Raw genomic sequence first — 12,278 nt, 5'->3', positions numbered from 1 at the left:
TGTCGCGACGTCGAGCGGACCGATCCCGTGCAGCTTCTTGAAGCGATCCTCCTCGGCCTGGTGCAGGGGCTGACGGAGTTCCTCCCCATCTCGTCGAGCGCACATCTGCGGATCGTCGGGGAGTTCCTGCCGTCCGCGACCGACCCCGGGGCGACGTTCACCGCGATCACCCAGATCGGCACCGAGGTGGCGGTGCTCGTCTACTTCTGGAAGACGATCACCCGCATCGTCTCGACATGGTGGCGATCGCTGTTCGGGCGAGTGGACCGGGCGGACCCGGACGCGCGTCTCGGCTGGCTCATCATCATCGGGACGCTGCCGATCGTCATCCTGGGGTTCACGCTGCAGAGCGTCATCCGGGACGCCTTCCGCAACCTGTGGCTCACCGCGACGATGCTGATCGTCTTCGGACTCCTGCTCGGCGCCGCCGACCGGTGGGGCCGCCGCACCCGGGAGCTGACCCAGCTGACGTACCGCCACGGCATCGCCCTCGGGTTCGCGCAGGCGCTCGCGCTCATTCCCGGCGTGTCCCGCTCCGGGGCCACGACGACGCTCGGCCTCGCGCTCGGCTACACGCGCCCGGCGGCCGCGGAGTACGCGTTCCTGCTCGCGGTGCCGGCGGTCTTCGGCAGCGGGCTGTTCGAGCTGTGGAAGAGCTTCGAGGAGCCGGGCGGTCCCTACGGTCCGCTCGACACAGCGGTGGCGACCGTCGTGGCGTTCGGCGTCGGGCTCGCCGTGATCGCGTTCCTCATGTCGTACATCAAGAAGCGCAGCTTCCTGCCCTTCGTCATCTACCGCCTGGTCCTCGGCGGCGCACTGATCGTCCTGCTCGCGACCGGCGTCCTGCAGCCGCTCTGACCGGTCGGCGGAGCGCCCGCCGCCGCTGTCGCGCGGCGTCGCTATCGTGGCTGCATGGCGACCGCGGAATACACCACATCGCTCCAGCGCACCTATCGGTATCTCCGCATCGGCATCGCCGGCACGGTCGTGGTGATCTTCGTCTCCGCCGCCGTGGCGGCAGCATCCGTCGGCTGGCTCACCACGATCAGCGACTACTTCTACACCTCCGCGCGCAACGGCCTGGTCGGCGCTCTCGTCGCGGTCGCGCTCGCGCTGGTGGCCCTCTCCGGCAGCGGGGTGGAACGGGCGCTGCTCGACGCGGCCGCCCTCTTCGCGCCGCTCATCGCGTTCGTGCCGACGACCCTCGCACCCGGCAGCGTGCCCGGCGTGGCGGTGCCGTGCGCCACGCGCTGCTTCCCGCCGGAATTCGAAGCGGATGCCGCCAACGGCGTCATCACCTACCTCGTCGTGGGCGTGGTCACCGTGCTGATCGCGCTGCTGCTGGCCGCACTCCGGCAGATCTCGATCTCCGCGGTGGGCTTCTCGCTCCTCCTCACGTCCGTGGTGCTGGTCGCCGTCGGCGCGACGTGGCTGTTCGCCCGCGAGGCCTTCCTGCAGCAGGGGCACTTCGTCGCGACCATCGCCTTCTTCGGCCTGTTCGCGGCCGTGTCGGTGCTCAATGCGTTCCCTCGGCGCGGAGCCCCGCCCACGACGACCTTCCGCGTGCTCTACGTCGTGATCGCGGTCGGACTCGCGCTCGTGCTGGTCGTTTACGTGGTGCTGCTGCCCGGGGCGTCCGACCGCGAGTTCCCCGTCGTGCTGGTGGCCGAGGCCGCGGCGCTCACGCTGTTCTTCGCGTTCTGGGTCGTGCAGTGCGTCGAGAAGTGGAACGCCCCCGACCCGACACTGCGCGCCTGACGCCGCCGGGCGCGGGGGTTCGCGTCAGGACGCCTCGGCGTGCGACGCCCGAGCGCTGCGGCTCGTCGCCGGTGAGAGCCTTGCCGTCACGAGGATGGGCAGGTGGTCGCTGAGCCCCTGCGGAAGGGTGCGCACCCGGTCGATCTCGAACCCGACCGAAGTCGCGAAGTCGTAGTGGCCGCGGAAGAAGCGGTAGCGGGTGTAGGTCCGCGAGTCGCTGAGGTTGAGCTCGTACCCCTGCTCGCGCACCTTCTGCCCGAGGTGCTCTTTGAACACGGGGTAGTTGTAGTCGCCGACCATGAGCGCGGGCACGCCTTCGCCCAGGGTCTCGAGCTCGGTCAGGGCGGTGCGGATCTGGTGGCGTCGCAGCGAGTTGAGCGCCGTCAGCGGCGCGGCGTGGAACGACGCCACGATGAGGTCGCGCCCCTCGTCGATGTCGTGCAGCCGCACCCCGAGCAGTCGCTCCTCGGCGGGCTTGAGCACGCGGTCGTGCAGGGACTTCTTCAGCGCCAGCGCCCGGATGTCGAGGGCGCGATACGTGTTCTCGCGGTAGTACACCGCGAGCCCGAGGCGGTTGCGCTGCGTGGCGTCGGCCAGCCGCAGGCCGGAGATCGTCTCGGGGATGTCGGAGGTGTCGGCCTCCTGCAGGCACAGCACGTCGGCGCTGTGGGTCTCGACGAGGTGCGCGAGCTCGACGGCGGCGCGGTGCTTGCGCAGGTTGTAGGAGATCACCTTCATGAGGGCCCCAGCCTAGAGCCGGCCGGTTGCCCGGTGGTGTCCGTCGGATGGATCCTGCGCTCACTCACAGCAACCTCCTCATTCTTCGTCGGGGGACTCCGGATGCCGCGGATCCGGCACGCGGCGGGCCCGGGTCTGCTCCGCCCGGAGGGCCAGCAGGCCGTCGGCGGGATAGCCCACCTCCTGCAGCGTCAGCCCTCGCGCGGCGAGCACCTTGATCTCGGGAACGCGCTCGCGCGAGTCGCGGATCTCGACCACGTCCTCGACGTCGAGGCGACCGTCGCCGGCCGCGACACAGCCGCCGACGAGGGCCCGCACCATGCTGTGGCAGAAGGCATCCGCCTTGACGTTGGCGATGAGCACGCCGCCATGATCGCGGTGCCAGTCGAATTCAAGGAGAGTGCGGATCGTCGTGGACCCCTCGCGCGGCTTGCAGTAGGCGGCGAAGTCGTGAAGCCCGATGAGGGCGCGGGCTGCGGCATCCATCGTCCCCTCGTCCAGCGCCCCGCGGACCGTGGTGGTGCGATGGCGCTCGAGCGGGTCGTACCCCGAGACGGCGTCGGCCACGCGGTACTCGTACCGCCGCCACACCGCCGAGAAGCGGGCATCGAACCCCTCGGGAGCGACGGCGGAGCGGGTCACGACGACGTCGGAGTATGCCCCGAGCGTGCCGGTCAGGCGGGCGGCGAGCACCGACACCGGATCGGCGTCCGGAGCGCCGGCACGAGGGCGGCGGCCCAGCAGGCGCTCGCGCTGCGCGTCGTCGAGGTCGATGTGCGCGACCTGGCCCGTGGCGTGCACTCCGGCGTCGGTGCGGCCGGCCACCACCAGCCGCGGCTCGCCGCCGAGCACGCGTCCGAGGGCGCCCTCGACGGTCTCCTGCACCGTGCGGAGCCCTGGCTGACGCGCCCAGCCGCGGAAGTGCGTGCCGTCGTAGGCGATGTCGAGCCGGATGCGCACGGCCCCAGCCTATGCCCGCGGCCTCAGCCGAGAACGCTCCGCCCGTGGGGCAGGTACTCGCCCGCCGCCTGCAGCGCCATGCGCGCGAGGCGGCTGCGGTTCTCGCTCTCGCGCACGATCTCGCGCGCGACCACGGGGTGCATGCGCACGATCTCGTCGAGCACCGCCACCGGCAGCACGACGACATCGACCTCGCCCAGCGCGACCGACCGCGAGATGGTCTGCGACCGCGACAGCGCGGTGAGCCCGACGGCGTCGTCGGGTCCGAGCTTCGTGACCTGCACGAACCCCTCGTCGTCGGTGGGGATGCCCAGCATGACGTGACCGGCGAGGATGAACCGCGTCTCGGTCGGCACCATCCCGGGCTTGAGGATCGACTCCCCGGCGCAGTACCGCTCCAGCCGCGCGTGCGCGGCGAGTCCGTCGGCTTCGCCCGGCTTCAGGCTCAGCGTGGGCGAGATCTGCCGCAGCGCATCCTGGAGCCGGGCGGGGGTGCGCCAGTCGTCGGTCATGTCCCCGTCGAGGTGCAGCTCCGCCCGCCGCGCGGCGTACCAGACGCGGGTGGCGAAGGTGTCGAGCACCACGGCATGATCGCCGGGGTTGCGGAGCGGGATCGCGACGGCGTACATGCCTCCCGGGAGGGTGGCGGCGCTGGGCTCGCGGTCCGGCGCGACGAGGGGGATGTCACGCGCCGTCGCCACCAGCAGCTCGCGCACGCGCCCGGGAGGATCGTCGCTGCCGAACGACAGCTCGAGCACCGCCGCGTAGGGGTCGGGGCTGCGCGAGAGGTTGACGAACGACCCGCCGGCCAGTTCCGCCGTGGGCATCACGACGATGCCGTTGCCGGAGTCGAGGTGCACGGCACGCCAGTTGACCTCGACGATCTGCCCGCGCATCCCGCCCGTCTCGATCCAGTCGCCGAGCTCGAACGGCGCCTCGAACACCAGGAAGAGCCCCGACACGATCGAGCCCACGGCGTTCTGCAGCGCCAGGCCGACCACGATCGAGGTGATGCCGAGCGCGGCGAACACGCCCGCCACGTCCGCGTCCCACACCCACCAGAAGACCGCGGCGATGCCGAGGATGATGAACACGAACCGGATGAGATCGCTGAAGATCGTGGGGAAGCGGTCGCGCCACGAGCCCTTCTCCGCGCGGTGGAAGACGAGGTGGTTGACGGCGTTGATCGTGACGACGATCACGAGGAGCCCGAAGATCGTCCAGATGACGCGGGGCCAGGTGCCCTCGCCCTCCCAGGCCCCGGGCTGGCTGATGAGCACCAGGATGCCCGCCACCGGCACCAGGTAGTTGCGCACCATCAGCACGATCGGCGCGGCCCTGCTCCCCCGGCGCGCGAGCGCGTTGTGGAACTCGGTCAGGCCGATGAGCGCCAGCGGCAGCCCCACCGAGACGATGACGGCGGGCCAGAACCACGGCTGCGAGACGATGTCGGCCATCGGATGCCTCACCCCTCCACGATGATCGCGGGGGCCTCGACCTTCCACACGCGCTGGACGCCGCTCTGCGTGTCGACGTCTCCGGCCGGCATCACCGGGATCGAGTCCGGAAGGCGGTCCGCCACCCGCTGCGTGACGTAGATGCCCGGTTCGTCGGAGTCGCCCTGCACCCGGAAGGCGAGGTTCACGGCATCGCCCCACATGTCGTAGACGACGCGCGCCCGGCCGATGAGCCCGCTCGTGACCTTGCCCGAGTCCAGGCCCGCGCGAAGGCCGAGCTTGACGCCCTGCTGGGAGGAGTAGCGCTCGAGGATCGCGTCGAGCTCGAGTGCGAACTCCACCGCCCGACGGGCGTTGTCGACCCGCGGCGTCGCCAGGCCGCAGCTGGCCAGATAGCTCTGCCGCGTGGTGCGGACGCGCTCGACGCCGTGGCGCTCGGCGGCTTCGTCGAACGTGCGGATGAGGTCGTTGAGCCGAGCGATCGCCTCATCCGACGACATCGCCAGCGCCAGCTCCTCGAAGCCCACGATGTCGGCGAACACGACGGTGACGTCGTCGCTGTCCTGGGTGATGGCATCGTCGCCGTGCTTGTAGCGGTTCGCCATCCCCTCGGGCATGAACGAGAGGATCAGCTGCTCGTTGGCCTTCTCCTGCTCCTCGATGAGGTGCGACTTGATCTGGAGGCTGCGGCTCATGTCGTTGAACGCGTTCGCGACGTCGGCCAGCTCGTCGCTCGACCCCGCCTCTACCTGCACGCCCTCATCGCCGGCCGCGATGCGCTGCGCTGCCGCCTTCAGCCGCCGCAGCGGCCGGACGAACACCTGCGCGAGGACGAGCGAGAGCAGGCACACGAAGATGATCATCCCGGCGGTGGAGAGGATGAGGTTGCGCGTGAAGTCCTCGACCGGCACGAGAGCCTCGGCCGAGGTCTCCTGCGCCACGATGACCCAGTTCAGCCCGTCCACGTTGAGCGGCGCATAGGCGACGAGACTGTCGCGTCCGAGGTAGTCCCGCTCGAGCAGGGTGCCGGCCTCGCCGGAGAGGGCGAGGGCGACGGCCCCGCCCGAGATCGTCTGCTGCATCAGCGTGCTGCCGTTCTGCACACTCAGCGCCGCCGCCTCGGGCGCGAGTCCTGCGGCGACGGCGGCTCCCTCGTACGCGGCGGGGTCGTCCTGCAGCTGGCGCGAGATCGACCGCATCAGCTGGTCGCGGCCGACGAGGTAGGTCTCGCCCGTCCGGCCGAGGCCGTTCATGGCCCATTCGCCGCCGACCGTCATCACCTCGTCGATGCGATCGATGGGCAGCTCGATCGCGAGGGCCCCCACCACCTCGCCGTCATCCGCGATGGGCGTCACGGCCCACCCGGCCGGGTTCCCGAGGCTGGGGCTGTAGGGCGCGAAGTCGGCGATGACCACGTCGTCCACGATGTTGCGGTCCATGGCCTCGCGGTACGCGGCGGCGAGGTTGGACAGGCGATAGGGGCCGTCGAACAGATTCGTGCCGAGGTCGACGCCCTTGAACGCGCTGTAGACCACGTTGCCGTCGGTGTCGAGCATGAGGACGTCCTCGAAGCCCTGCAGCTCCGTCATCGTCCGGTAGTAGGGGTGGAAGCGCGCGTGGGCCGCCGACCACGCGCTGCCGTCCCCGGCGTCGTCGGAGACGATGGCCTCTTCCCAGTTCTCGTACGGAATGACGTAGTGGTACTGGAGGTAGCCCGCCGCACCGCCGTCGGGAGCGAACGCCGCGCCGTCGACGTCTTCGCCCGTCGCCTCGGAGAGATCGGCCGCGAAGGCGTCCCGGTAGTAGGCGTCGACCTGAGCGGATGCCGCGGCATCCGGCTCCTGCCGCTCGAGCTCGTCGAACCCCGCCGAGAACGCCCGCGCCGCCTGGGTGCTCGTCTCGTTCATGGCGCTGAGCCGCACCGCGTTCTCGATCGAGCCGAAGAGCTGCGCGACCTCGCGGCTGCGGTTCTCGCGGATCTCGACCAGTCGGTCGTAGGCGATGGTCCGGAGGGCCTCGGTGCCGTTGAGGTAGCCGATGACGCCGACGACGATGCTGGAGAGGACGCTGACCGACAGCAGCATGATCAGCAGGATCGAGTAGATCGAGAGCCCGGGGCGCTGCCGAGGGCGCGGTGTACCCACCCACTGCGTGGGTGCCGCCGTCGGCGTCGCCTGATCGGACACGTCGTCCCTCTCTGCGCCGCCATCGCGCAGGAAGTAACCCCAGTTCCCGGTGCCCCGGGATAGCGCCCACCCTAGCGCCCGGCCTCGCCCGGCCGGTAGAGGCGGGGTTGCCTCGCGGCGCAGTCGTCCGTCCGAGATTCAGGAGACACGCCGCAGTGCCCCTGCCCAGGGACCCGGGACTGCGCAGTCTTCCTGAATCTCGTCCGGGGGGCGTCTGCGGAGGCAGCGTTCAGCGGACCCCGCCCGGACGCAGCGAGACCCGCGGGCCCTGACGGGCACGCGGGTCTCGCGGTGCAAGGGTGGTCGGCGACCGGAGCCGCGACCTGCCGGGCGTGGCGCCCGGCGTTCCGATTACTCGGACTTCTCCTCGGCGGGGGCCTCGACGGCCTCCTCGGCTGCAGCCTCGGCGGCGGCGCCCTCTTCGGGCGACTCGGCGCCGGCGTCGGTCGCGTCCTCGGCCGGGGTCTCGTCGGCCTCGGTCTCGGCCGGCGCCTCGTCGGCAGCCGGAGCGGCCTTGGCCGCGGCGGACTTCTTCGCCGACTTCGGCTTCGGGGTCACGGGCTCGAGGACGAGCTCGATGACGGCCATGGGGGCATTGTCGCCCTTGCGGTTGCCGACCTTCGTGATGCGGGTGTAGCCGCCCTCACGCTCGGCGACGAGCGGCGCGATCTCGGTGAAAAGGACGTGCACGACTTCCTTGTCACCGATGACCGACAGCACCCGGCGACGGGCGTGCAGGTCGCCGCGCTTGGCGAACGTGATGAGCCGCTCGGCGAGCGGACGAAGGCGCTTGGCCTTGGTCTCGGTCGTCTTGATCGACTTGTGCGTGTAGAGGGCCGCTGCCAGGTTGGCAAGCATCAGGCGCTCGTGTGCGGGGCCGCCTCCGAGGCGGGGACCCTTGGTGGGCTTAGGCATTCTTGATTACTCCAGTGTGAAAGTCGATCGAGGGGGGATCAGACGGCTTCGTCGTCGTATCCGCCGTAGAAGTGCGCGCCGTCGAACCCGGGGACCGAGTCCTTCAGCGACAGGCCGAGGGAGACGAGCTTGTCGCGCACCTCGTCGACCGACTTCTGACCGAAGTTGCGGATGTTCATGAGCTGCGTCTCCGAGAGGGCGACGAGCTCGCTGACGGTGTTGATGCCCTCGCGCTTGAGGCAGTTGTACGAGCGCACGGACAGATCGAGGTCTTCGATCGGCATCGACAGCTCGTTGGAGAGGACGGTCTCGACCGGCGCGGGGCCGATCTCGATGCCCTCGGCCTCGACGTTGAGCTCGCGGGCCAGGCCGAAGAGCTCCGTCAGGGTGCGACCGGCCGAGGCGACGGCGTCGCGGGGGGCGATCGACGACTTGGACTCGACGTCCAGCACGAGCTTGTCGAAGTCGGTGCGCTCACCGGCGCGGGTGGCCTCGACGCGGTAGCTGACCTTGAGCACGGGCGAGTAGATCGAGTCGATCGGGATCTGACCGGCCTCGGCGTACTCGTTGCGGTTCTGGGTCGCCGAGACGTAGCCGCGGCCTCGCTCGATGGTGAGCTCGAGCTCGAACTTCGCCGTGTCGTTCAGCGTCGCGATGACGAGCTCGGGGTTGTGCACCTCGACACCGGCCGGAGCCGAGATGTCGGCGGCGGTGACCTCGCCCGAACCGGTCTTGCGCAGGTACGCCGTGATGGGCTCATCGCGCTCGCTGGAGACGACCAGCTGCTTGATGTTGAGGATGATCTCGGTGACATCCTCCTTGACACCCGGAATGGTGCTGAACTCGTGGAGGACGCCGTCGATGCGGATCGACGTGACGGCCGCGCCCGGGATGGACGAGAGGAGGCTGCGACGCAGCGCGTTGCCGATCGTGTAGCCGAAGCCGGGCTCCAGCGGCTCGATGACGAAGCGGCTGCGGAACTCCCCGACCTTCTCCTCGGTCAGAGTGGGACGCTGTGCGATGAGCACTATGTGTTCCTTTCGATCACGTGCCCGCTATATGACACGTGCGGTGAATGAGGTGTTGAGTTTTTCTCGGAGGATGCCTCGCGGCGAGGCATCCCGTGTCTATGGACGGCCGCTGCGCGGCCTACTCGACAACCGGACGGTTGGAGCAGGCCGCGCATCGGCGCGTGGAAACGTCAGACGCGGCGACGCTTGGGCGGACGGCAGCCGTTGTGGGCCTGCGGCGTCACGTCCTGGATCGATCCGACCTCGAGGCCGGCGGCCTGCAGCGAGCGGATCGCGGTCTCGCGGCCCGAGCCCGGGCCCTTCACGAAGACGTCGACCTTCTTGACGCCGTGCTCCTGCGCCTGGCGGGCGGCCGACTCGGCGGCCATGCCTGCGGCGTAGGGCGTCGACTTGCGCGAGCCTTTGAAGCCCACGCCGCCCGACGATGCCCAGCTGATGACCGCACCCGAGGGGTCGGTGATCGAGACGATGGTGTTGTTGAACGTCGACTTGATGTGGGCGTGGCCCAGCGCGATGTTCTTCTTCTCCTTGCGACGCGGCTTGCGCGCAGCACTCTTGGGGGTAGCCATGATTCTCCTAAACCTGAGCGCCGGCGGAGGCCTAGCGCGCCTTCTTCTTGCCGGCGACGGTGCGCTTGGGACCCTTGCGGGTACGCGCGTTGGTCTTCGTGCGCTGTCCGCGCACGGGGAGGCCACGACGGTGGCGGATGCCCTCGTAGGAGCCGATCTCGACCTTGCGGCGGATGTCGGCGGCCACCTCGCGGCGGAGGTCACCCTCCACCTTGAAGTTGGCCTCGATGTGGTCGCGGAGGGCGATCAGCTGGTCGTCGCTGAGGTCCTTCACGCGGATGTTCTCGTCGATCTCCGTCGCTGCGAGGATCTCGTTCGAGCGGGTGCGGCCGACACCGTAGATGTAGGTCAGGGCGATCACCACGCGCTTGTCGCGCGGGATGTCAACGCCGGCAAGACGTGCCATGCGGTTCTCCTAAGGAGTTGGTGGAGGTGTGGAACAGGATCGGTGCCCGGGCCCCCGCCCGAGGTGTCCCCCGCGAACGGGTTCTGATCCTGCTGTGATGTGTTCAGTTGTGGGGCTCGGATGCCGGCGGACCGGCATCCGGAAGCTCATTCAGCCCTGGCGCTGCTTGTGACGCGGGTTCGACTTGCAGATGACCATGACGCGACCGTGGCGGCGGATGACCTTGCAGTGGTCGCAGATGGGCTTGACGGAGGGATTGACCTTCATGATTTCCTGTTTCGCTGTCTTCACGACGGAGGGCACCTCTTCGGGCACCCGTCCGGGTGTTACTTCTCGACCGGTCTAGCGGTAGCGGTAGACGATGCGCCCACGGGTGAGGTCGTAGGGGCTCAGCTCGACGACCACGCGGTCCTCGGGGATGATGCGGATGTAGTTCTGCCGCATCTTGCCTGAGATCGTGGCGAGCACCTTGTGTCCGTTGCTCAGCTCAACGCGGAACATCGCGTTGGGCAGCGCCTCGGAGATCACGCCCTCGATCTCGATGACACCGTCTTTCTTCGCCATACGCTCGCTATCACTTTTGCGGACCAGTCGGTCTGCGGTGGATGGGATTGTGGTGCTCGGACACGCCGATAAAGGCGCAACGCACCAAAGATCAAGCATACGTGATATCGGATGCCTCGGCAAACCGACCTCGACCTGCTACTCGAAGAGCGTGGCGAGCTGTCCCGGCTCGGGGAGCGTGGAGTTCGCGATGACCTCGCCGTTCACGGCGATGGTCGGGGTGCCGATGCCGCCGGCGCCCGGCTGCACGGGAGTCTCCTCGGTCATCGCGGCGACGTAGTCCGCGTAGACCCCGTCGGTCACGCACGCGTCGACGTCGGTGACACCCACCGCGTCGGCGATGTCGAGGATCTGGTCGTCGGTGAGACCCGACGTGCCCTCGGCCGGCTGGTTCTGGAACATCGCGTTCATGAAGGGGACGGATGCCTCGGCATCCGCCACCGCCACGCAGTACATCGCGTTCGCCGCTCGCGTCGAGAACTCCGTGCCCTGCGACTGGTCGTCGAGGATCGCGATGGGGTGGATGCCGTGGGTGATCGCGCCGTCGTCGACCAGGCCATCGATCTCCGCGCCGAACACCTGCTCGAACTGATTGCAGATCGGGCACATGAAGTCGATGTAGGTGTCGAGCCGGTTCTCGCCGTCGCCGACGAGGATCGCGCCGGTCTCGGTCTCGATGTTCGAGGCCGATGGCGTCTGGCCCGGCTCGGGAGTCGCGGCGTTGTTGTTGAGCGACACCACGAGCCATGCGACGAGCACGAGCGCGACGACCACGCCCACGCTCACCCAGATCGGGAACCAGTTGACCCTGCGCGAACCCTCAGCCATGCCGTCTTCTCCTACGCGATCGCTGCCGGCGTCACTCCGAAGGGCGCGAGCCCCGCGGCGCCGCCGTCGGGTGCGGTGAGCACCCAGATGCCGCCATCATGCACGGCGACGCTATGTTCCCAATGTGAGCCGGCGGTGCCGTCGACGGTGGACACGGTCCAGCCGTCGTCTTCGACGAAGGTCTCCTGGTCGCCGATGACGACCATGGGCTCGATCGCCAGGACCAGCCCGGGGCGCACCTCCGGGCCGCGGTCGGACACGCGGTAGTTGAAGACCGACGGCGCCTCGTGCATCTTGCGCCCGATGCCGTGGCCCACGTACTCGCGCAGGATGCCGTAGCCCGCAGTGCCCGAGGACTCCGGCGAATTCGCCTCGATGTAGCCCTGCACGGTCTCACCGACCTCGCCGAGATGGGTGGCCTTCGCCAGCGCGGCGATCCCCGCCCACAGCGAGCCCTGCGTGACATCGGACAGGCGCTGCCGTTCGGCGACGACCTCGGGGCGCGACGGGTCCGCGAGCACGACGGAGAACGCGGAATCGCCGTTCCACCCGTTGTACTCCGCGCCCGAGTCCACCGAGATGATGTCCCCCGGAGCGAGCACGCGATCGCCCGGGATGCCATGGACGACCTGCTCGTTCACCGACGTGCAGATCGTGTGGCGATAGCCGCGCACCATCTGGAAGTTCGACTTCGCGCCGCGGGAGGTGATGAGGGCGGATGCCGCGGCATCCAGCTCGCCCGTGGTGACACCGGGCGCGATCAGCGTGCGGACGGCGTCGAGCGAGGCAGCGGTGATGAGGCCGGGCTCGACCATCGCCCGCAGCTGGGCGGGCGACTTGTAGATCGAGCGGCGCAGCGACACGGG

At 69.3% G+C, this 12,278-nt stretch carries 14 protein-coding genes; 2 read left to right on the top strand and 12 right to left on the bottom strand.

Going from position 1 to position 12,278, the window contains the following annotated elements; translation table 11 throughout:
• Window positions 1-27 precede the first annotated feature (27 nt).
• The gene (locus SOM19_RS12850) at window positions 28-858 is read left to right on the top strand and encodes an undecaprenyl-diphosphate phosphatase (protein WP_320486994.1); all 831 of its coding nucleotides are present in this window, start codon (window positions 28-30) and stop codon (window positions 856-858) included.
• Between the two features lie 54 nt (window positions 859-912).
• A complete protein-coding gene (locus SOM19_RS12845; protein ID WP_320486993.1) occupies window positions 913-1,758 on the top strand; it encodes a hypothetical protein in 846 nt (281 codons plus the stop codon).
• A 24-nt stretch (window positions 1,759-1,782) separates the two neighbouring features.
• Here SOM19_RS12845 and SOM19_RS12840 read toward each other — a convergent pair whose 3' ends face one another.
• The 12 genes from SOM19_RS12840 to map form a co-directional block, all read right to left on the bottom strand.
• Window positions 1,783-2,496, bottom strand: coding sequence for an endonuclease/exonuclease/phosphatase family protein (locus SOM19_RS12840; RefSeq protein ID WP_320486992.1), 714 nt, complete (start codon window positions 2,494-2,496; stop codon window positions 1,783-1,785).
• A gap of 78 nt (window positions 2,497-2,574) precedes the next feature.
• Window positions 2,575-3,456 carry a tRNA pseudouridine synthase A gene (locus tag SOM19_RS12835; protein ID WP_320486991.1) on the bottom strand — a complete coding sequence of 294 codons (882 nt, stop codon included), beginning with the start codon at window positions 3,454-3,456 and terminating at the stop codon, window positions 2,575-2,577.
• 23 nt (window positions 3,457-3,479) lie between these two features.
• Window positions 3,480-4,913: a mechanosensitive ion channel domain-containing protein gene (locus SOM19_RS12830; protein WP_320486990.1), complete on the bottom strand. Its 1,434-nt coding sequence runs from the start codon at window positions 4,911-4,913 to the stop codon at window positions 3,480-3,482.
• A gap of 8 nt (window positions 4,914-4,921) precedes the next feature.
• Window positions 4,922-7,099, bottom strand: coding sequence for an adenylate/guanylate cyclase domain-containing protein (locus SOM19_RS12825; protein ID WP_320486989.1), 2,178 nt, complete (start codon window positions 7,097-7,099; stop codon window positions 4,922-4,924).
• Window positions 7,100-7,450: 351 nt separating this feature from the next.
• Window positions 7,451-8,014 carry a 50S ribosomal protein L17 gene (gene rplQ, locus SOM19_RS12820; protein WP_320486988.1) on the bottom strand — a complete coding sequence of 188 codons (564 nt, stop codon included), beginning with the start codon at window positions 8,012-8,014 and terminating at the stop codon, window positions 7,451-7,453.
• A gap of 38 nt (window positions 8,015-8,052) precedes the next feature.
• The gene (locus SOM19_RS12815; RefSeq protein ID WP_320486987.1) at window positions 8,053-9,042 is read right to left on the bottom strand and encodes a DNA-directed RNA polymerase subunit alpha; all 990 of its coding nucleotides are present in this window, start codon (window positions 9,040-9,042) and stop codon (window positions 8,053-8,055) included.
• 173 nt (window positions 9,043-9,215) lie between these two features.
• Window positions 9,216-9,614 carry a 30S ribosomal protein S11 gene (gene rpsK / locus SOM19_RS12810; protein ID WP_320486986.1) on the bottom strand — a complete coding sequence of 133 codons (399 nt, stop codon included), beginning with the start codon at window positions 9,612-9,614 and terminating at the stop codon, window positions 9,216-9,218.
• Between the two features lie 31 nt (window positions 9,615-9,645).
• Window positions 9,646-10,020, bottom strand: coding sequence for a 30S ribosomal protein S13 (gene rpsM / locus SOM19_RS12805; protein ID WP_320486985.1), 375 nt, complete (start codon window positions 10,018-10,020; stop codon window positions 9,646-9,648).
• A gap of 150 nt (window positions 10,021-10,170) precedes the next feature.
• Window positions 10,171-10,287: a 50S ribosomal protein L36 gene (gene rpmJ, locus SOM19_RS12800; RefSeq protein WP_005050492.1), complete on the bottom strand. Its 117-nt coding sequence runs from the start codon at window positions 10,285-10,287 to the stop codon at window positions 10,171-10,173.
• A 75-nt stretch (window positions 10,288-10,362) separates the two neighbouring features.
• Window positions 10,363-10,584: a translation initiation factor IF-1 gene (infA, locus tag SOM19_RS12795; RefSeq protein ID WP_017201569.1), complete on the bottom strand. Its 222-nt coding sequence runs from the start codon at window positions 10,582-10,584 to the stop codon at window positions 10,363-10,365.
• 138 nt (window positions 10,585-10,722) lie between these two features.
• Window positions 10,723-11,412 (bottom strand): DsbA family protein, encoded by a 690-nt coding sequence (locus tag SOM19_RS12790; protein ID WP_320486984.1) that lies wholly within the window; start codon window positions 11,410-11,412, stop codon window positions 10,723-10,725.
• A gap of 11 nt (window positions 11,413-11,423) precedes the next feature.
• The gene (gene map / locus SOM19_RS12785; RefSeq protein ID WP_320486983.1) at window positions 11,424-12,275 is read right to left on the bottom strand and encodes a type I methionyl aminopeptidase; all 852 of its coding nucleotides are present in this window, start codon (window positions 12,273-12,275) and stop codon (window positions 11,424-11,426) included.
• Window positions 12,276-12,278: the final 3 nt, after the last annotated feature.

Origin of the sequence: Microbacterium sp. CFBP9034 (assembly GCF_034045255.1) — a bacterium.
In the GTDB taxonomy this organism is placed as follows: domain Bacteria; phylum Actinomycetota; class Actinomycetes; order Actinomycetales; family Microbacteriaceae; genus Microbacterium.
This window is presented reverse-complemented; position numbering and strand designations above follow the sequence as displayed.

Coding starts and splice junctions, on each gene's coding strand:
- SOM19_RS12845 (WP_320486993.1), top strand. CDS start 913: ATGGCGACCGCGGAATACACCACATCGCTCCAGCGCACCTATCGGTAT.
- SOM19_RS12840 (WP_320486992.1), bottom strand. CDS start 2,496: ATGAAGGTGATCTCCTACAACCTGCGCAAGCACCGCGCCGCCGTCGAG.
- SOM19_RS12830 (WP_320486990.1), bottom strand. CDS start 4,913: ATGGCCGACATCGTCTCGCAGCCGTGGTTCTGGCCCGCCGTCATCGTC.
- rplQ (WP_320486988.1), bottom strand. CDS start 8,014: ATGCCTAAGCCCACCAAGGGTCCCCGCCTCGGAGGCGGCCCCGCACAC.
- rpsK (WP_320486986.1), bottom strand. CDS start 9,614: ATGGCTACCCCCAAGAGTGCTGCGCGCAAGCCGCGTCGCAAGGAGAAG.
- rpsM (WP_320486985.1), bottom strand. CDS start 10,020: ATGGCACGTCTTGCCGGCGTTGACATCCCGCGCGACAAGCGCGTGGTG.
- rpmJ (WP_005050492.1), bottom strand. CDS start 10,287: ATGAAGGTCAATCCCTCCGTCAAGCCCATCTGCGACCACTGCAAGGTC.
- infA (WP_017201569.1), bottom strand. CDS start 10,584: ATGGCGAAGAAAGACGGTGTCATCGAGATCGAGGGCGTGATCTCCGAG.
- SOM19_RS12790 (WP_320486984.1), bottom strand. CDS start 11,412: ATGGCTGAGGGTTCGCGCAGGGTCAACTGGTTCCCGATCTGGGTGAGC.